The organism is Xanthomonas vasicola pv. musacearum NCPPB 4379, assembly GCF_000277895.2.
Classification (GTDB): domain Bacteria; phylum Pseudomonadota; class Gammaproteobacteria; order Xanthomonadales; family Xanthomonadaceae; genus Xanthomonas; species Xanthomonas vasicola.
The window spans coordinates 1,774,437-1,793,585 of record NZ_CP034655.1; the positions used below are offsets into that span (position 1 = coordinate 1,774,437).

Below are 19,149 nucleotides of genomic sequence, written 5' to 3' on the forward strand. Positions count from 1 at the left end.
GGAGGCCCCGTCACCAGGGCCGTGGCCGGCACTCTACGCCTCGCCAGCCGGATGGCATGGTGTCGAAGGTCATGGGTGCGGCGTGTGCAGGGGCGGGCGGCCGGTGTCGTTACCGCGGACGGCCAGACGATCCGCGCCCGCGCGGTCGTGGCCAACGTCAATCCGAAACTGTTGTATCAGCGCCTCATGCGGCGTGACGTGCCTGCGCAACGCGCGCGCGGATTGCGCATTACCGCTGCGATCGGGCACGTTTCGCATGAATGTCGCACTCTCGTGCCTGCCGGACTTCACCGCGTTACCCGGCAGTGGCGATCATCTGACTGCCGGCATCATCCTGGCACCGAGCCTGGACTATATGGATCGCGCCTGGCACGACGCGCGCGCGTTCGGATGGTCGCGTGCGCCGGTGGTCGAACTGCTTATTCCCAGCACTCTGGACGACACCCTTGCGCCGCCGGGTCAGCATGTCGCCAGCCTGTTCTGCCAGCACGTACCGCCGCAACTGCCCGACGGCAGGCAGTGGGATGATCACCGCGACGAGGTGGCCGATCTGATGATCGCCACCGTAGAGCGCTATGCGCCTGGGTTTGCGGCATCGGTCCTGGGCCGGCAGATTCTGAGCCCGCTCGATCTTGAACGTCTCTTCGGCTTGGTCGGCGGCGATATCTTCCACGGTGCGCTCAGCCTCAATCGACTGTTTAGCGCACGTCCGCCGCTGGGCAGGGCGCCTATCGCGGTGCAGTGCCGGGGCTGTATGCGCGGGTCGGGGACACATCCCGGCGGCGGCGTGACTGGTGCGCCTGGGCATAATGCGGCGCGGGTGATTTTCCGCGGCTGATCCGGGGCGCGACACATCCGCAAAAAAAGCCCCGGACGAGCCGGGGCTTGGAGCAATACCAATGACTGACCGGAGACGTCGTGACGTCTCCGGTTGCCTTGCCGCATCAGAAATCGTACGAGGCGGTTAGGCGTACATAGCGTGGCGTGTTGTAGTTGTAAGGCTGCAGACCTACCCGGTAGGTGTTGGAGACGTTGAAGGGAACATCGCCTTCGTAGACGCCATCGACACGATTGACCGTTCGATCGTTGAGGACGTTGAAGATCTGCACGCCAAAAGCCAGCTTGTGATCAGCGAACGACGGGCGGTATGTCAAGCCCAGATCGAGGTTCTTGATCCACGGCGTATGGCCTGCGTCGCCTGGAGACGAGGGTTGTAGGTCGCAATAGTGGTACGAAGAGCCGTAGCCGATCGGGTCGTAGTCGACCGCCGCTGCATCCGGGCCGCCGTAGAAGCCCAAGCAGCTGATCGGTGTGCCCGACATCACACGAAGGGTAGCGGAGGCCATCCATTCCGGGTTGATCTGGTAGGCACCGAACGCCTTGATCTGGTGGCGCCGATCATTAGCCAGGCTGCCGCCGGCGTAATACATCAGCTCGGCCGAATCCCAATCCTGCGTTTTGGATACGTCGGCCTGACCGAGGTCGGACTTCACCTGACCTTCGGTATTGCCGTAGCTGTGCGACCAGGTGTAATCGATGCGGCCGTACCACTTCTCATCGAACGGGTGTTCCAGGAACAGGTCAACCGACACATAGCTGCGCTTGGCCTTGTCGGTGAAGCCCCAGTCGGACTGCGACATGGATACTTGGGTATATCCGGAGCCATCCGCGTTAGCGAGATTGTAGGTGTTGGTTTTACCCGGGTTGAACATCACGCAGCCGGGGATATCTACCGTATCCGGGTTACCGCCGCTGGCTTCCAATTTGTCGGCGATACGTCCGGTGTCGCAAACATCGTCGATGGCGGCCTGCAATTTGCGGTATGTGACCTTTACGCCCGAGTTCCAGCTTTCGCCCAACGTTTTCTCGAAGCCCAAGATGAATTCATCTTGATACTGCGACTTCAAATCGGTTGGCGCAAAGGCATTCGGATCCGGGGCTTGGCCGTATTCGCCATTGCTCGATACCGGACCAGGACCGATCGGCCGCAGGCCCGTCGGTTCGCCGTTGGCATCGATGCCGGTATAGGCAAAATACTCGTCCGTGTAGGTCGAAGCAGAAGCACCGCGAATCGCGACCTGATTAGGCAGGGCGAGGTAGTAGCGTCCCAAATTGGCGAAAATCTTCAGCGAGGAGTCGCCGAACACGTCCCAGCTAGCGCCCAAACGTGGTGCCCACTGGTCGCCGCTGTCGACATAGGGCACGTGATCGCTGTTGAAGTTGGTGAACTTGTCGTTGCGGATACCCAGCGTCAGCAACCAATGGTCGTTGACCTGCCAGCGATCTTCCAGGTAATACGCCTTCTGCTCCACCGCCATGCTGGTGGTGGTAGTGAAGATACGTCGTTGAGCGTAATAGCCGTCGGTGCCCGGGCCGGTGGCGCCCACGCCGAGCGTGCCGCGAACTGGCGAAACTTCGTCACCCGCGCTGCCGTAGATCCACTGATAACCTGGGCCGGTCGTGCGCACGCCTTCGTCGTAGGCGTTGAAATACATGTTGTCCACGCCAGCGGTCAGGTCGTGGTCGCCCAGGCGGTAGTTCAATTCCAGACGCAGATTGCGCGTCTTGTTAATCGGGTCATCCGCTTTGGAACGGTTGGTCGCCTGATTGTTGGAGATCGGCGTGCCACCGGTGATGGCCGGATTTTGCAAATTCAAGCCGGCGATGAAGGGCAGCGAAGATACCAGCGGGTTGAACTGTTGGTTGTGCTGTGTGCTGCGGCCCCAGGTAGCGTTCACCGTCAGGTCGTCGGTGATGTAGCCGGTGTACTTGAAGATGTCGTAGCTGTCTTTGATCTTGTAAGTATCCGCGTAGAGGCCGGAAGGACCACCATCGGATCGTGTCTCGTAGTCATAGTTGCTGTAAGCGCCAGCACGACGATCCGTGTTCTCGATACGGGTGTATTCGAGAATGTTGTTGTCGTTAATGTTCCAGTCGATTTTCCCGTAGAACTTTGGCGAGCTGTAGTCGTAATGATTGCGGCCTTGCCTAGGGATGGTCTGATCAACGCGACCGGAAAACGAAGCAACCGCATCCGCCGCGCTGAGGGCGCTCAAATCGCCGATTTTTTGCCGGTTTCGGCACGTTTGCGGGGTGTTGCCTGGATTACAGGCACAGCTTCCCCGCAGCAGGCATTAACGCTTTGCGCGTCAGCCACAGATTCGATAGTGCAAACAGCGTCAGCACCTGTGCGGTGTTCTTCGCCAAACCGCGATAGCGCACCTTGACGTAACCAAACTGACGCTTGATCACCCGAAACGGGTGTTCCACCTTCGCACGCAGGCTGGCTTTGGTGTGCTCCCAGCGCTTGGCCAACTTCAGTTCGCGCTTATTCTTGATCTGCTTCAGCTTCGAGGGCTTCTCCGCGATCAGGTAGCGCAGCGTGCGCTTGCCCTTCATCTCATCGCGCTTGTCCAGCCCGGTGTAGCCGCTGTCGCCGCTCACAGTGTCTTCCTTGCCGTGCAGCAGCTTGTGCGCCTGCGTGATGTCCGCTGCGTTGGCCGCCGTGCATTCCACGTGGTGCACCAGGCCCGACTCATCGTCCACCCCGATGTGCGCCTTCATCCCGAAGAAGTACTGGTTGCCCTTCTTGGTCTGGTGCATGTCCGGATCGCGCTCGCCATCCTTGTTCTTGGTCGAACTTGGCGCCGCAATGATCGTGGCATCCACGATCGTCCCGCCCCGCAGACTCTGCCCTTTACGCGACAGGTGCGCGTTGACCCGGTTGAACAGCTTGCGCGCCAAATCATGCCGCTCCAGCAAATGCCGGAAGTTGAGAATCGTCGTTTCATCCGGCACCTCATCCAGCCCGCCGATCTTCGCAAAACGGCGCATCGACACCGTGTCGTACAGTGCTTCTTCCGCCGATGGATCGCTCAGTGCGTACCACTGCTGCAAAAAGTGGATGCGCAGCATCGTCTCCAGCCGATACGGCTGTCGCCCCGGCTGCCCCGACTTCGGGTAGTGCGGTTCGATCAGTGCCAGCAGATCCTTCCACGGCACGACCTGGTCCATCTCGGCCAAGAACACCTCACGCCGCGTCCGCTTGCGCTTGCCGTTGTACTCCGCATCGCCGAAGGTCAGTTGCATCGTCGTTGTCCCGTTGCGTCTGTGTGATTGTCGCAGGATCAAGGGGAGTTGTTCAGAGTTTCCCTAGTAGCGGCGGTCGCTGTGTTGGTAACCGCACCGTCGGTCTTGTCGGTTTCGCCAGCAACGAAGATAAACAGTTTGTCTTCGATCAGTGGGCCGCCAGCATAGGCGCTGTAGACCGTGCGGCTTTGCACATCGCCCTTGCCGCTGCGATAGATCGTGCCCGGCAGATCTGGATCCTCGTACTTGTAGCGCGGATTGGAGTTGAGCGTATTGCTCGGGTACCAAACATCGCCGACCGCACTCGATAGGTTCTTCGGCTCCCACACTGCCTGCACGCCGAAGTGCCACTCATTGGTGCCGCGCTTACCGACCTGGCTGATCACACCGCCCGTCGAGCGGCCGTACTTGGCACTATAACCACCGGTATAGGTTTCCTGCTGGTCGATCGCGCCATAAGGCAAGCTCACACCGCCCAGGTTGCTGAGCGGATTGCTGACGTTGAAGCCGTTAATGTAGTACGCGTTCTCGGTGACGCCGGAGCCGCCGAACGACACCACCGAGCGCGAGCCGTTATTGAATGCGCCGCTGCCAGCCACAGCACCCGGTGCAAGCAGTGCAATCGCTTCAGCACTACGGCCCAGCGGCAAGGTGGCCAACTGTTCGGAGGTGATCACCGAACGCGAGCTGGTGGAGCTGACATCGATCTTCGGTGCATTGGCGGCGGTGACAGTGATGGCACCGAGCGTGGTTGCATCGGCAGTGCTGCCCGCAGCACCTGCGCCAGCGAAGGACACTTCCGTGCCCGAGCCGACGCGCAACTGTACGTTCTTGCGGGTATCGACGACCTGGTCGCCGCGCTTCAAGGTGACGGTGTAGGCGCCCACCGGCAGCGAGCCGAGGGTGTAGCGGCCATTGGCATCGACGGTGATAGTGCGGCTGAGGCCGGTGTCGCTCTGCACGACAATCGTGCTGCCCGCTTCGGATGGGGCGCTGCCGTAGATGCTGCCGGTGGTGCTTTGCGCGTAGACCGCGCCGTTGGTTAGGCAAGCACCGAGCACGACGGCGAGGGCGGTGCGTTTGAGGACTTGGCGACGAAACTGATTGCTCATTCCTGACCTTTTCACCTGAAGTTCGGATAAGGGGCGGTCATCGGGGAGTCAGATGACCTTAACCCGAACGTAATGAATACTTGCTATTCAGTGCAAGCATTTGAAACGATTTGTTAATGGAATAACCTAAATCCGCATCGAAAGTGAGGAATCCTGCACAAAATGTCGTCGCACAACACACCTAGGGAGACGAGCTCGAGCAGTGCCGCAAGTTAACAGTTACATTTGATACATATTGCGGTGTGTCGCAAGCTAACTCGGCCGTTATTGAATTGTTTCAGGCGGCTAGCGAATCCCCAGGGTCTGCCAAACCCACAAAAAAAGCCCCGACCAGCGGGGCTTTTTTTCGATGCGCATTAAACCATCAGAATCTCACTGTGGTGCCCAGATAGAAGAACCGGCCCACGTTGTCGTACAGCGCAGATGTGAAATCCGAGCCGAAGTAGTTGCGCGGCGGGTCCTTATCGAAGGCGTTGTCGATGCCCAGATAGACGTCGATCTTCGAGCCGGGGAACTGATAGCCGAACTGGAAGTTGTGATAGACATACGAACCGTTCTTGATCGGGCTGGCCGAGCCCGGGTTGCTGTTGTAGCTCTCCGGGGTCACGCGCAGGTTGCCGTCCACGTAGTTCATGTCCCACGATGCGCGCCATTCGTTCCAGTTGTATTTGGTCTGGAACTGCGCGCGCCAGCGCGGGTCGGTCACGTAGGTCACGTACTCGTCATATTCCTGCGGGAAATCCTGGAATACCCACTCGCGCGACTGGATCAGGCGGGTGCCGACAAAGCGCAGCACTGTATTGCCTTCGCCGATCTGGAAGCGGTAGTCCATTTCCAGGTCCACGCCGACACGACGCGACCGGGCGAGGTTCTCGTTGAGCGCCTGCCAACCGGTGATGCTGTGTTCCGGATAGATGCGGCCCTGCGGGTCGGTAAAGCCGCCCAGCGGTGCGCGCTGCACAAAACCGCAAAAGTTGTTGCCGATACCACCGGGGTTATCCACGCAACGGGTGGCATTGGTTTCGGCCGTCACGGTGCCGATAGCATCGCGCAAGTCGATACGCCAATAGTCGATCGACATGCCGAACCCTTCGAAAAACTCCGGCTGCCACACCAGGCCATACGACAGGCTGCGCGCGCGCTCCGGTTTGAGATCGGGGTTGCCACCGCTCACGCCGGGGCGCGTGGCGGTGTAGGTGTCGATCCAGCCCACCGGAATGCCCAACGCACTGCAATTGGCCTGACGCAGTGCCACGTCGCCGGCAGTGCCGGGGCGGTTTGTATTGGTGGGCAGGTAATTGCAGGGGTCGTTGATGGTGGCGAAGTTTTCGCTCTGCGAGTCGTACAGCTCGCCGATACTGGGCGCACGCACCGCTTGCGCCAGGGTGCCGCGCAAACGCAGCGACGGGATGATGGTCCAGTCCAGACCAATGTTCCAGGTCTTGGTCGAGCCGATGCTGCTGTAGTCCGAATAGCGGCCCGCAACGTCCAGCGCCAAGCGATCCACGCCCGGCAGACCGGCCAGCAACGGGATGGTGCTTTCGACGAACGCTTCCCTGACGTTGTACTCGCCGCCGCTGTTCGGGATGGCGTTGAGGAAGGTCACGCCCGATGCGGCCAACGGGTCGGTGACTTCCTCGCTCTGTTCCTTGCGGTATTCCACGCCGCCAGCGATGCCGATGTCGCCGGCCGGCAACGACAGCAAATTGCTGTTGGCCACTGAGGCGCTGAACACGGTCTGCTGGATCTTGGCCTGTGAGCGCGCAGTGGTGTTGAACCACGCAGCCGCTTCCGGGGTGACCGCACCATTGCCGAACACGCTGAAAGGCACGCAGCCGTCACGTGCCAGCGCCGAATACACGCGGCCGGTGTTGGGGTTCACCGAAGTCGGATCCAGCGTGGTGCGGCAGACGATGTTGCCGCTGGCATCGCGTGCGGCGTCGATGCCGGCCTGCCAACGTTCGTTGATGCGGTTGTTGAGGTTGAGGCGGTCCACTGTGGTCTTGCCGTAATTGGCAGACACCTCGTAGGTCCAGTTGTCGGTGAAGTTGCCTTCGGCACCGAGCACGGCGCGATAGGTCTTGCGCTCGATGTTTTCGCCGCGGCGGCCGGCATCGACGTTGAAGCGGTTCATCAGAATCTGCGTTGCACCGCGCGAATCCATCAAGGCGCCGAGCTCGGGACTCACGTACGGGTTCTGGCGGCGCACGCGCAGCGAGCTGTCGAATGCGGGCTGGCCGAAGAATTCCGAATCGGTTTCGCTGTACTTGCCTTCGAAGAACAGGCGATGGTTTTCGCTGATCTCGAAGTTGATCATCGTGTTGACGCTTTTACGATCGAAGCCGGGTTGCAGATCGGCCACCGCATTGAGGTCGACGAAATCGCAATCCACGCACGAAGTGTTGCTCGCCACGGTGCCGTTGTAACGGTTGCGACGAAAGCTGCCATCGTCATTGAACAGATAGCGGTTGCCGTAGCTGGCCGGGTTACCGAAATCGAACGTGCCCAGATTGAAGGTGCCGCCGTAGGACGTCGAATGGTTGCCGCCGGGGCCGCTGAGCACATTTTGCGGGTTGCTTTCGCTCGGCGGGCGGGTGGAGTCAAACGCGGGATTGGGCACACTCACCAGATACTCGCGGCCGATGGCGCGGTTGCCGCGACCGAAGCGGTCTTGCTTGCTGTATTCGCCGGACACCGCAATGTTGCCGCGGCCGCCGGCGAAATCGGTGCCGGCAGAAAAGCTGGCGAACGAGCGGTTGTAATTGCCTTCGTCGGCCAGGCCGGTCTGCGCGCGGGTTTCGAAACCGGTGAACGATTTCTTGAGAATGAAATTGACCACGCCGGCCACGGCGTCCGCGCCGTAGACCGCAGACGCGCCGCCGGTGATGACTTCCACGCGCTCGACCCATTCCACCGGAATGGTGTTGACGTCTACCGCGGTCGAGCCCGGGCTGGAGCCCACGTGGCGACGCCCGTTGACCAGCACCAATGTGCGGTCCACGCCCATGCCGCGCAGGTCGAGCAGACCCAGGCCGGCGGTACCGATAAAGCGGGTGGAGTTGCCCAGCGTGTAGCTCGGCGCCAGCGCCGGCATACGCGCCATCAGGTCGCTGATGGTGGTCGCGCCGGTGGCACGGATTTCTTCGGCACTGATGGCGGTTACGGGCGAAGGCGCGACAAAGCCGGTACGCGCGATGCGCGAGCCGGTAACGGTGACCTTGTCCAGATCGGTCGTATCGGGTGCGACCCCGTTTTCTGACTGGGCGGCGGCGTGGCCGGCAGATACGGCCAATACGCCGAAGAGTGCGCTGCTAAGGCGGTGGCGACGGATGCGTTGCGAGGTACGGCTCGACATGATTTCGCAGATTCCTTGCTGAGATTCGATTGGCACAGCTGTGCTCGCTGAGCGCTGGCTGAACAGTATTTCGAACGTAACAATTATTTAATCTTGTGTCCATATTTGCGAAATGTGTCACGACGTGGCACACGCTAATCGCGCGGGCGTGGGCTGGAGTTGCCGAACAGACCAGCTGTTTTCGGCCGAGCCAGTACACTGCGCCCCTCTTTTGATGTCGCGCCGGGCGCTGCTTGCGTCGCGCGCGCGTTGGCACACGACAAGTCGAGTAAGCGATGAAAGCGATGGTTGAAATTGGGTACGTGACGGCAGTCGCGCTTACACGGGCGTCCCACCCATGACGGGCGAACGCAGAGTTGCCGCGCACGCGGTGCAGGGCGCATTGGCGCCGCATCCGCGCATCCGCAACGTAATTGCGGTGGGGTCGGGCAAGGGTGGCGTGGGCAAGTCCACCACTGCGGTGAATCTGGCGCTGGCGCTGCGTCAGCTGGGGGCGCGCGTCGGCGTGCTGGATGCCGATATCTATGGCCCCAGCGTGCCGGCGATGCTCGGCCTGAGCGGGCGGCCGGACAGCCCGGACAACAAGTCGATCGAACCGCTGCGTGCGTTCGGGATCGAGGCGATGTCGATCGGCCTGTTGGTCGATCAAGACACCCCGATGATCTGGCGCGGGCCGATGGCGACGTCCGCGCTGACTCAGCTGTTCAATGACACGCTGTGGGATGACTTGGATTATTTACTGATCGACCTGCCGCCGGGCACCGGCGACATCCAGCTGACCTTGTCGCAGAAGATCCCGGTGGCCGGTGCGGTGATCGTCACCACGCCGCAGGACATCGCCACGCTGGATGCACGCAAGGCATTGAAAATGTTCGAAAAGGTCGAGGTCCCGGTGCTCGGTATCGTCGAAAACATGGCGGTGCATACCTGCAGCAACTGCGGCCACCGCGAGCATCTGTTCGGCGAAGGCGGCGGCGAGCGCATGGCTGTGCAGTACGGCGTGCCGTTGCTGGGGTCGTTGCCGTTGGAAATCGCGATCCGCGAGCAGGGTGATGCGGGTCAGCCGATTGTGGTAGCCGCGCCAGCGTCGGCCGCAGCCCAGGCCTACCTGGCGGCGGCCACGCGGCTTGCCGAGGAGCTGGGCAAGCGCCCGCGCGCCAGCATCCCGATTTCGGCGTCGCTGCTTTAGAGCAGCTAAGCAAGCGGCTGCGCTCACCGCCAGGGGCGCGCGCGGCCGGTGCTCGGAATCCGCATTTGCCACTCGTAGACTGCGGTTCCTCCACGCCGTCCTCACCCGCCTGGCGATTGCTCGCTACGTTCTGTTAGCCGCTCTTGGCACACCGGCCGGCCGTCGATGCCGGTCGCTTGCTAGAATTCGCCGTCTTCGCGCGGGCCGCTCGGCCCGCCGCCTTCTGTCTTCAAGGAACACCGCATGAGCATCAAGAGCGACCGCTGGATCAAGCGCATGGCCGAACAGCACGCGATGATCGAGCCGTTCGAACCCGGCCAGATCAAGCACGACGCTGCCGGGCAGCGCATTGTCAGTTTCGGCACGTCCAGCTACGGGTACGACGTGCGTTGCTCGCGCGAGTTCAAGATCTTCACCAACATCAACTCGACGATTGTCGATCCGAAGCACTTCGACCCGGGCAGCTTTGTCGATATCGAATCGGATGTCTGCATCATTCCGCCGAACAGCTTTGCACTGGCGCGCACGGTGGAATATTTCCGCATCCCGCGCGATACGCTGGTGGTGTGCCTGGGCAAGAGCACCTACGCGCGCTGCGGCATCATCGTCAATGTGACCCCGCTGGAACCGGAGTGGGAAGGTCACGTGACGCTGGAATTCAGCAACACCACGCCGCTGCCGGCCCGCATCTACGCCAACGAAGGCGTGGCGCAGATGCTGTTCTTCCAGTCCGACGAAGTATGCGAGACCTCGTACAAGGACCGTGGCGGCAAGTACCAGGGCCAGACCGGCGTGACTTTGCCGCGCACGTAAAGCAGCTACCAAAACTACTGCTCAGTGGCCATGTGGGTGCGGCCGGTGCCCGGTGCGGCATGTACCACTCGTACGCTGCGGTTTCTCCGCGCCGTCCGCGCCCACCTGACGACTGCTCGCTACGTTTGTTCGCCGCCCTTGAAGAAGGATCCGCAGTGCCTTCAGCAGGTCGCGGCAACCTTCTCGCGGTAGCGCAGCAATTGACGCACGCCCGCGGCAATGAGGAACACCGGCCACCAGGTGGCGATCAGATTGCCCACATCCATATGGGCCAGGCCCAGATTGTCCAGCAGGAACAGCGCGCCCAGGACGATCAGGAACAGGGAGGGGATCAGACGGTAGTTCATGGCGATGTCCTCGTTGGGTGTGAGGCCATGCTGCGCCGGATGCGCCCGCCGATCAGGTGCCGGAAGTCAACAATCGCAGATGACAAACGTCATGTTAATAGTGGCACGCGGCGCGACGAGCGTTTGCGGAGGTGTGGGCGCTGCCGCGTGTGATTGACCGTTACCAACGCGATAGCCGACGCAGCCTGGTCGCAGACCCAAGGTTTTGAAGCGCAATCGACAGCGCACCAGGCTTCGCCCGGACCCTCATCCGCCCCTTCGGGACACCTTCTCCCCATCAAGGCAACCGAGGCCCGATGGGAGGAGGGAACTGCGGTGAGCAACAGACTGCCGGCTCTATTCAGGACAGAGCTTAAGAGCAGCTAACAAAACGTAGCGAGCAGTCGTCAGGTGGGTGCGGACGGCGCACAGGAACCGGAGTGTACGAGTGGTACATGAGGATTCCGAGCACCGGCCGCGCCCGCCTGGCGGCTGCGCAGTAGTTTTGTTAGCCGCTCTAAATCCGTCCATATCTGCAGCAACGGATGCGTACGTGCATCGCTGAAGCACTAGAGCATCTGCCCGACGGGAAGCATGGATACGAGATCGGCCATTGAGTGAAATGCCACGAATGCAATAGCAACAGCGCGATCAAGCGCAGCGCCTCCCCTCAACGCGCAAGCGCCACTCCCGCCCAGCCGCTGGAATATCGGCAGTGCCAGCAGCCCGCCCTAACCAATCCCCTATCCCAACTCCCCAATCCCAGTCCCACCTACTTGCCGCGCCCAAACAGCATGCCGATCCCGCAAGCGACCAGCGCGGCGGGCCACCAGGTAGCGATCAAGCGACCAATACTCAGATTGGTCCAGCCCAGGTTGTTTGCCAGGAACAGCAGGCCGACGAGGATCAGGATCAGCGCGGCGACGACATTGGATTTCATGCGGGAGACTGGTTGAAAGACAGGCGCCTATCGTAGCCGTTGCGCCCACGCTGCGACATGCTGCTGCAACGCCTCGGGCACAAAACGCTGCGCACTGCCGCTGCCCCAGACGGGTCCAGGCCACGCGGCATCGCCGGGGTGACGGCCGACCACATGCACGTGCAGCTGTCGCACGATGTTGCCCAGCGCGCCGATATTGAGCTTGCTCACCGCAGGTTGGGTGTGCAGCAACTGCGAAAGCTGGTTGATTTCGGCCAGCAACAAGCGCTGCTGGCCGCCATCCAGATCGATCCACTCACTGACATCGGCCACCCGCGGCACCAACACGAGCCACGGGAAGCGTGCGTCATCCATCAGCCGCACCTGCGACAGCGGCCCGTCGGCGACGAACACGCTGTCCGCCGCCAGGCGCGGGTCGAGTTGGAAATCGCCCGCAGGCATGCCTGGCGCGGTGTCGCTCATCCCAGATGCGCCGCGAAGAAACCCAGGGTGCGCTCCAGTGCGCGCTCGGCACTGTCGGCGTCGTAATGGGTCGGGTCGATGCTGCGGTTGAAGGCGTGCCCGGTCGGGTACACGAAGGTTTCCATCTGCGGCAGCTTCTCGCAGTGGGCCTGGATCGCCTCGGGCGGGATGCTGGCATCGCGCTCGCCGAAGTGGAACATCACCGGTGCCTTGGGGGTTTCGTCCAGCAGCTGGGTGTTGCGGCCGCCGTAATAGCTCACTGAAGGCAGCCCCAGGCGGATCGCCGATAGCAGTGCGACCGAACCGCCCCAGCAGTAGCCAACCGTGCCGACCTTGCCGGCGCGGGTCAGCAGGGTGGCGGCGGATTTCACCACCGCCACGGCGCGCTCCAGGCCCACCGCATTGGCCAGCGCCAGGCCGCGCTGGACGCTTTCCTGGTCGTACGGCAGCTGCACGTCTTTCTCTTCCAGGTCGAAGAAGGCCGGTGCCAGCACTTCGTAGCCGCGCGCGGCGTAATCGTCGGCCACCGCGCGGATGTGTTCGTTGACGCCGAAGATCTCTTGAATCACCACCAGGCCGCCGCGCGGGCTGGAAGCAGGTGTGGCGTGCAGGCGGCAACCTGGCCGTCGGGGGTGTCGAGCGTGGTCCAGTGACCCATGGAAACTCCTGCTGCAGTACGGGGAGGCGCGCATTATCGACTGGATTGGCGGCGCCGAAGGTGAGGGTTCCGCTAAGGTGACCTCGCTTGCGCGGGCATGCGGCTCGGAGCGCTGCCCACGCACCGCTATAATCGGGCCGCTCAGGCCCCAGGCCGCTCCGTTCTCCAGGCTCCTGCTTCCATGTCCCAGCTGAACCCCAAAGTCGGCTTCGTCAGCCTTGGCTGCCCGAAGGCGCTCGTCGATTCCGAACGCATCCTCACCCAGCTGCGCGTGGAGGGCTACGACATCGTGCCCAGCTACGACGCTGCCGATGTGGTGGTGGTCAACACTTGCGGCTTCATCGATTCGGCGGTGACCGAGTCGCTGGATGCAATTGGCGAGGCGATGAATGCCAACGGCAAGGTCATCGTCACCGGCTGCCTGGGCAAGCGCCCGGAGCAAATTCGCGAAGCGTATCCGCAGGTGCTGGCGGTATCGGGTCCGCAGGACTACCAGAGCGTGATGGAGGCGGTGCACGCCGCCTTGCCGCCGCGTCACGACCCGTTCGTGGATCTGGTGCCGGACTACGGCATCAAGCTGACCCCGCGCCATTACGCGTATCTTAAAATTTCCGAAGGCTGCAATCACCGTTGCAGCTTTTGCATCATTCCGTCGATGCGTGGCGATCTGGTCTCGCGTCCGGTGGATGAAGTATTGCGCGAGGCCGAACGGCTGGTGCGCGGTGGCGTCAAGGAATTGCTGGTGGTGTCGCAGGACACCTCTGCCTACGGCGTAGACCTGAAATATGCCGAGCGTCCGTGGCGTGACCGCATGTATCAAACCCGCATGAAGGCGCTGTGCGAAGGTTTGTCGGAGTTGGGCGTGTGGACGCGCCTGCATTACGTGTATCCATATCCGCACGTGGATGATGTGATTCCGCTGATGGCCGAAGGCAAGCTGTTGCCGTATCTGGACATCCCGTTCCAGCACGCCAGCCCGCGCATTCTCAAGCTGATGAAGCGCCCGGGTGCAGTGGAAAAGACCCTGGAGCGCGTGCAACGCTGGAAGGCGATGTGCCCGGAGATCACCGTGCGCTCGACCTTCATCGTCGGCTTCCCCGGCGAGACCGATGCCGAGTTCGAATCCTTGCTCGATTTTTTGGATCAGGCGCAGCTGGACCGCGTCGGTGCGTTCGCGTATTCGCCGGTCGATGGCGCCGGCGCCAACGCCTTGCCGGACCCGGTGCCGGAGGAAGTGAAGCAGGAGCGCCTGGCACGCTTCATGGCCAAGCAGGCAGAAATTTCTGCGTTGCGGCTGGAAGCAAAAATCGGCAGCGTGCAGCAGTGCCTGGTGGATCTGATCGAAGACGACATCGCGGTGGCGCGCTCACGTGCCGATGCGCCGGAGATCGATGGTTTGGTGCATATCCAGAACGGCGGCGAGCTCGGGCTGAAGGTGGGCGATCTGGTCGACGTGGAAATCACCGACAGCGATGAGCACGATCTGTTTGGCGATGCGTTGCCGGTAAAGAGCAATCGCGGGATTGAACTTGCGGTGATCAGCTAGCGCAAGGTTGCGTAGAAGAGCTCGTACATGACTCTCATTGCGAGTTCCGCGTCTTCGCGACCCAGGGCGCGCGGATGTTTTTTTTCGGCTATAAGTCGGCTTCCAAGAGTATGCTCTTGATCGTAGGCTTCTTTTCGATGCGCATAGGCATTTCTTCTTTCAACCAGTAGGCATAGATTTTTCAGCAAGTTCTGGCTTAAAACTAAATTGGGTATTTGGTGTTTTCTTATCTCTTCAATGATTATTCCCAGTGTTGGCTTCTTCAGTGAGCGGCCTGCAGCCTTCAGCTCATCTGCCAAAGTCATCTCAATATAAGCAGATGCCGTTAAAACTGCTGCAATGTCCAGGCTAAGTTTGAAGCACTTCTTTGCTTCCTGGAGAAGAGTGGGTGATTCGATATCATTACTCGAAAAGGCTACGGAATACTGCTCAAGCGCACCCAGCCATTTGATGCGCTCAGCGCGATCGGGTCTTGATTCAATGTCAGCTCTTTCCAGTGCGTCTAGTAGGTTGAGGTTCATGCGTTTCAAGCCTCGTAATGGACGGACATCACCACAAACGTGTGCTTGCCTGCCGGCAATTGCGCATCGAATTCGTCGTCCACGCGCTTTTTCAGCAGTGCGCGCGCCAGGGGCGAATCGATGCTGATCCAGCCGCGTCCGGCATCGGTTTCGTCCGGGCCGACGATGCGGTAGCGCAGCAACTCGCCGCTGTCGGCATCTTCCAGTTCCACCTGCGCGCCGAAGAACACCGCATTCGGGTCGGTGGGCGCGGTATCCACCACGCGCAGCGCTTCCAGGCGCTTGCTCAGATAACGCACACGGCGGTCGATCTCGCCGAGCTGCTTCTTGCGATAGGTATATTCCGCATTTTCCGAGCGGTCGCCTTCCGCGGCCGCGGCCGCCAGTGCGCGGACCACCTCGGGCCGACGCACGCGCCATAGGTCTTCCAGCTCGGCCTTGAGGCGGGCGTGGCCTTCGGGCGTGATCAGCGCGGTGCTTTTTTCGGCAGGTGGGCGCCAACGGCTCATGGGGCAGGGCAGGTTCGAACGACGGGGCCGCGATGCTAGCGCGCATGGCGTGCTTGCGCATCTGCCGCCTCACAGCGAAGCTTTGCGCCATTCTCGGACACGGACGTCGTCATGCTGATCATGCCGCTGCACAAACCCTGCTCGCGCCAAAATATTCCCTGGGTGACGCTGCTGCTGGTGCTGATCAATGTGGTCGTCTACCTGGGCTACCAGCGCAAGGACGATGGCCTGGTCGAGAGTGCCGTGCACTATTACGTGCAATCCGGGTTGGGCGCGCTGGAGGCCGATGCGCATATCCGTGACCTGCAGCAGACCGATGACGCCAAGCAGCGCGCGGCGCGCCAGGCAAAACTGGACAGCGTGGCTAAACCGCAGCGCCTCGCCTAGCTGACGCACCTGACGATGCACGATGTCGCCTTCGAACAAGCGCTGCGCAGCGGCAGCTTGTTCAAGGACGACGAGCATCTGCACGAATGGCGCGCGTTGCGTGCGCCTTACAACACGTGGCTGTCCAAAATCTTCACGCTACGCCATCTGCAGCGCAGTTCCAAATGGTCGCCAGCGCGCATGCTGACCGCCACGTTCCTGCATGGCAGCTTCGATCATTTGTTGGGAAACATGCTGTTTTTGCTGGCGTTAGGCACCTTGCTGGAAGGTGCGATCGGCAGTGGCTGGTTCCTGCTGCTGTATTTACTCGGCGGATTCGGTCCCATCGCCGACTTGATGGGCGCGTTTTGCGTGGTCTGGGGACGACGCAAGGTACGCGTTTTCTACTGGTTTTTCGTCGTCTTCAACTACGCGCGCGGCCCGGCGATCCTGCTGTTGCCCCTGTGGCTGGGCTGGGAGTTGTACAGCCTGGCATCCAGCGACAACGGCACAGTCGCCTTCGGAGCGCATGCAGGCGGCCTGGTCAGCGGTGCATTGCTGGGCGCATTGCTGGTGCTGTTGCGGCGAACCCGGCCGGCATTTATGGAAGAGGGCGACGCGCTCGCGGTGGATGATCGCTGGGAGTGTGCGCAGTGGCATCTGGGCCGGATGGAAGACGCCGAGGCCGAATATTTGCTGGCGGAGCTGGCCAGCGAGCAGCCGCACAATCTAGACGTTGCGCTTGCGCGTTATCGCGCAGCGCGTCATGCAGGACGCGGACAGGACAGCCTGCGCCATGCCGGACGTTGCTGACACTGCAGACGCACAACGCGCAACACACGCGTATCCAGCTGGCGGTCGCCGACGAACTCAGCAAGGCCAAGATGGCCTATGGTCTCCCGGCGCGCAGGGCTTTGATCGCTGCGCGCATACGCAACGGACTGCTCGCCGATGCCGAGCGCTTGTTGAAAGAAGGCGAGCTGAGTGCGCCACGCGACGCATTGGCGCACAGTGGCTTGTGCTTGCTCTACGTCATGGCGAGCTGCAGGCAGTCGAGCAGCGCACGCGGCTGTTGGGTATGGTCGCGGAGCAGTTTCCCGAACAAGGTCAGGCCACCAAGGCAAGTTTCCTGCTCGACGATGGGTGAGCCGTCTCAGCTTGCTTGGCGTGCTGCGACCAACATTCATCGCCAGCGATAGTTTGTCGATAACGGAACGGATGATCTGTGGCCTGCAAGTACATCCATGCAGGTTTTTGTGCGGCATCCATGCCGTCTAAAGCGCCTCGGCGGCGAGCGGGCCAGGACCAGTCCAGTTGGCTGGCACTGCTGCGCGCAGTCTCGATGAGAGCTGTTTGATCAGATCCCTCAAAGGGTTCGGCAGCCGCTCAAGCCGGTTGAATTGGCACCGCTTTCAGTGCTGCATCCAGTTTCGCGCGCAACGCGTCGTTGTCGCACTGATCGATTGCGCTATGCAGAACACCGCGCGCCTCGTCGTCGCGACCGAAGCGCTCGGCCAGCAGCAAGCCGGCGTCCAGTGACCAGGCCGGCAGCATTGGGTCGCGCGGCCATGCAGCGATAGCGGCCAGCAGGCCGTCGGTTGCGAGTTGGAACTGCCCGGCCATCTTTGCGCGCTCGGCCAGCACGTTGGCTTGTTCGGGCGTCAGCGGTGTAAATGTGGGGTCGAGGTCCAGCGCCGCACGCTGCAGTGCAAGCGCACGCCGCTCCTGCTTTTCCTGCAGCAGGCCGTTGATGTATTGGCGCGTGTGCTCGCGTAACTCGTCGTTGCGGTGATGCTGCCGGAGCAGGCGCTGATACAGCTCGTGCACTGCCAGACTCACCGCGCGCGAACGCACCGCACCGCGCAAGGCCTGGAAGGCTTCGTCGGAGTGGCCGTCGCGTACGTACTGTTCTGCTTCGTCGAGCAGGCGCTGATCCGGGTCGCTGCGTTCGTGCGCGGCTCCGCTGCTAGGCTCGTATCCAAGCTCCTCGTGGTACTGGTAGACCAGATACCCCAGCAGGTGAAAGCTGGCGAACAGGGACCAGATCGAGGTCATCACCACCGTCGCTTCGCGCACGAGTGGGGGCAGATATTTCATGGCGAAGAATACCGCTGCCGTACCGCTGCCCTGGATGACATAGAGCAGGCCATAAGCGGCCAAATACGGCCAGCCGATCCGCAGCGCCATGTCGATCGAGACGAGCGGATTGAGTGCGCGGCGCAGGCTGCCGTCGATGGCAAGCGAGATCAGCATGCCCGGCAGCAACAACATGGTTCCCAGATAGGCAACGGTCAACCCGAACCGGCCCCCGATTGCGGCAGCCATGCCGATCACGATGCCCAGCGCAACGGCCAGCAGGATCAAGCGAAGCACTGCGCTGTCGAAACTGTTGTACCCCAGTCGTGGCGCGTCGGTTTCGCCATCGGCGGTGTAGCGCAGAATGTCGAACGCATAGGTGTAGGTCGCCATACCCAGCACGCCGGCAATCACCAGTTTCACGATGCCCGGCAGCACCAATAACGCGCTACATAACGTCAGCGCGATCAGCGCATACAGCGCGGAGCCACGCAGCGGATACGTGGCGATGGAGGGAATGCGGGTCCAGAACGGCGCAGGCGCAGCTTGCGCGGCCACTTGGCGTGCGCGAAAACGGTCTTCCATGACGCTCCCCAAGCGTGTGATGTGAAGGGATTGTGCGGGCGCGCGTGTCGCTGCGCAATTGGGACGTGTGAGTTCCGCCAGCGGGGCGGGTGGCGGGATGATTGTTGGCAGCAACCTTGCGGCACCTGCCGCTGCCGCTGCAGAGCCAGAGCCAGAACCAGAACCAGAACCAGAACCAGAACCAGAGCCAGAACCAGAGCCAGAACCAGAGCCAGAACCAGAGCCAGAACCAGAGCCAGAGCCAGAGCCAGAGCCAGAGCCAGAGCCAGAGCCAGAGCCAGAGCCAGAGCCAGAGCCAGAGCCAGAGCCAGAGCCAGAGCCAGAACCGCGTCAACGCCGGGTTGCTCCATGCCGTGCAGGCAGCTGCAATCACAGATTCAGCACGGTGGTGTGCCTATCACGCGATGCCTAGTCAGCCTGAAAAATACCAGCGTCCCGTGTGTCATCGGGTTACCAAACCAAGCTGTGTCGTGCCCACGTAAACTTCGGCCTTGGATACGGTGTTGGCAGGTACCGACAATGGAACGCTTCTCTCAATAGTCGTGTTGAGCGACTCCATCTTCAGCGCCGCCGTACGGTAAGTCAGTCGTTATTTCCACAAT

The 19,149-nt window shown here is 61.6% G+C and carries 13 protein-coding genes, 3 other RNA genes and 5 pseudogenes; 9 read left to right on the top strand and 12 right to left on the bottom strand.

Translation table 11 applies throughout. The features are described 5' to 3' along the window. Positions 1-3: 3 nt before the first annotated feature. Positions 4-838, top strand: a pseudogene (locus tag KWO_RS08300) (phytoene desaturase family protein); the annotation flags it as partial. Positions 839-944: 106 nt separating this feature from the next. Here KWO_RS08300 and KWO_RS08305 read toward each other — a convergent pair. The 4 genes and pseudogenes from KWO_RS08305 to KWO_RS08320 form a co-directional block, all read right to left on the bottom strand. Further along, a pseudogene (locus KWO_RS08305) lies at positions 945-2,987 on the bottom strand (TonB-dependent receptor domain-containing protein); the annotation flags it as partial. Positions 2,988-3,105: 118 nt separating this feature from the next. Beyond that, positions 3,106-4,089: an IS5 family transposase gene (locus tag KWO_RS08310; protein WP_017113471.1), complete on the bottom strand. Its 984-nt coding sequence runs from the start codon at positions 4,087-4,089 to the stop codon at positions 3,106-3,108. A gap of 47 nt (positions 4,090-4,136) precedes the next feature. Then, positions 4,137-5,201: pseudogene (locus KWO_RS08315) on the bottom strand (carboxypeptidase-like regulatory domain-containing protein); the annotation flags it as partial. Between the two features lie 364 nt (positions 5,202-5,565). After that, positions 5,566-8,556 (bottom strand): TonB-dependent receptor plug domain-containing protein, encoded by a 2,991-nt coding sequence (locus KWO_RS08320; protein ID WP_010366729.1) that lies wholly within the window; start codon positions 8,554-8,556, stop codon positions 5,566-5,568. Positions 8,557-8,893: 337 nt separating this feature from the next. Here KWO_RS08320 and apbC point away from each other — a divergent pair, with 337 nt between their 5' ends. From apbC to KWO_RS08340, 4 genes are all read left to right on the top strand, one after another. Continuing rightward, positions 8,894-9,745: an iron-sulfur cluster carrier protein ApbC gene (gene apbC / locus KWO_RS08325; protein WP_010366728.1), complete on the top strand. Its 852-nt coding sequence runs from the start codon at positions 8,894-8,896 to the stop codon at positions 9,743-9,745. 63 nt (positions 9,746-9,808) lie between these two features. Continuing rightward, positions 9,809-9,884, top strand: a non-coding RNA gene (locus tag KWO_RS08330) — sX9 sRNA. A 104-nt stretch (positions 9,885-9,988) separates the two neighbouring features. Next, positions 9,989-10,558: a dCTP deaminase gene (dcd, locus tag KWO_RS08335; protein WP_010366727.1), complete on the top strand. Its 570-nt coding sequence runs from the start codon at positions 9,989-9,991 to the stop codon at positions 10,556-10,558. Between the two features lie 59 nt (positions 10,559-10,617). Beyond that, positions 10,618-10,692, top strand: a non-coding RNA gene (locus KWO_RS08340) — sX9 sRNA. Between the two features lie 27 nt (positions 10,693-10,719). Here the strand turns inward: KWO_RS08340 and KWO_RS08345 are convergent. The 5 genes and pseudogenes from KWO_RS08345 to KWO_RS08365 all read right to left on the bottom strand — a co-directional run bounded on the left by KWO_RS08345 (position 10,720) and on the right by KWO_RS08365 (position 12,944). Beyond that, complete coding sequence (locus KWO_RS08345) at positions 10,720-10,905, bottom strand: LiaI-LiaF-like domain-containing protein (protein ID WP_010366726.1); 186 nt, start codon at positions 10,903-10,905, stop codon at positions 10,720-10,722. Positions 10,906-11,265: 360 nt separating this feature from the next. Continuing rightward, positions 11,266-11,341: non-coding RNA, sX9 sRNA (locus KWO_RS08350), on the bottom strand. Positions 11,342-11,656: 315 nt separating this feature from the next. Continuing rightward, a complete protein-coding gene (locus tag KWO_RS08355; RefSeq protein WP_008577498.1) occupies positions 11,657-11,824 on the bottom strand; it encodes a LiaI-LiaF-like domain-containing protein in 168 nt (55 codons plus the stop codon). 27 nt (positions 11,825-11,851) lie between these two features. Beyond that, positions 11,852-12,286 (bottom strand): HIT domain-containing protein, encoded by a 435-nt coding sequence (locus KWO_RS08360; RefSeq protein ID WP_010366717.1) that lies wholly within the window; start codon positions 12,284-12,286, stop codon positions 11,852-11,854. After that, positions 12,283-12,944, bottom strand: a pseudogene (locus tag KWO_RS08365) (dienelactone hydrolase family protein). The gene KWO_RS08360 and the pseudogene KWO_RS08365 overlap by 4 nt, the downstream one beginning before the upstream one ends. Positions 12,945-13,125: 181 nt before the next feature. Here KWO_RS08365 and rimO point away from each other — a divergent pair. Further along, positions 13,126-14,490: a 30S ribosomal protein S12 methylthiotransferase RimO gene (gene rimO, locus KWO_RS08370; protein WP_010379399.1), complete on the top strand. Its 1,365-nt coding sequence runs from the start codon at positions 13,126-13,128 to the stop codon at positions 14,488-14,490. Here rimO and KWO_RS08375 read toward each other — a convergent pair. Further along, the gene (locus KWO_RS08375) at positions 14,487-15,011 is read right to left on the bottom strand and encodes a hypothetical protein (RefSeq protein WP_010379398.1); all 525 of its coding nucleotides are present in this window, start codon (positions 15,009-15,011) and stop codon (positions 14,487-14,489) included. The two genes, rimO and KWO_RS08375, sit on opposite strands and share 4 nt — an antisense overlap. Before the next feature lie 5 nt (positions 15,012-15,016). Beyond that, the gene (greB, locus tag KWO_RS08380; protein ID WP_010366707.1) at positions 15,017-15,520 is read right to left on the bottom strand and encodes a transcription elongation factor GreB; all 504 of its coding nucleotides are present in this window, start codon (positions 15,518-15,520) and stop codon (positions 15,017-15,019) included. 111 nt (positions 15,521-15,631) lie between these two features. Here greB and KWO_RS22945 point away from each other — a divergent pair, with 111 nt between their 5' ends. Together KWO_RS22945 and KWO_RS08390 are read left to right on the top strand one after the other, a co-directional pair. Next, positions 15,632-15,907 carry a hypothetical protein gene (locus tag KWO_RS22945; protein WP_010379397.1) on the top strand — a complete coding sequence of 92 codons (276 nt, stop codon included), beginning with the start codon at positions 15,632-15,634 and terminating at the stop codon, positions 15,905-15,907. Positions 15,908-15,922: 15 nt separating this feature from the next. After that, positions 15,923-17,033: pseudogene (locus KWO_RS08390) on the top strand (rhomboid family intramembrane serine protease). Between the two features lie 239 nt (positions 17,034-17,272). Here KWO_RS08390 and KWO_RS08395 read toward each other — a convergent pair. Further along, positions 17,273-18,547 (bottom strand): DUF4013 domain-containing protein, encoded by a 1,275-nt coding sequence (locus tag KWO_RS08395; RefSeq protein ID WP_010379396.1) that lies wholly within the window; start codon positions 18,545-18,547, stop codon positions 17,273-17,275. A gap of 104 nt (positions 18,548-18,651) precedes the next feature. Here KWO_RS08395 and KWO_RS22525 point away from each other — a divergent pair, with 104 nt between their 5' ends. Further along, positions 18,652-19,029 carry a hypothetical protein gene (locus KWO_RS22525; RefSeq protein ID WP_167321400.1) on the top strand — a complete coding sequence of 126 codons (378 nt, stop codon included), beginning with the start codon at positions 18,652-18,654 and terminating at the stop codon, positions 19,027-19,029. Positions 19,030-19,149: the final 120 nt, after the last annotated feature.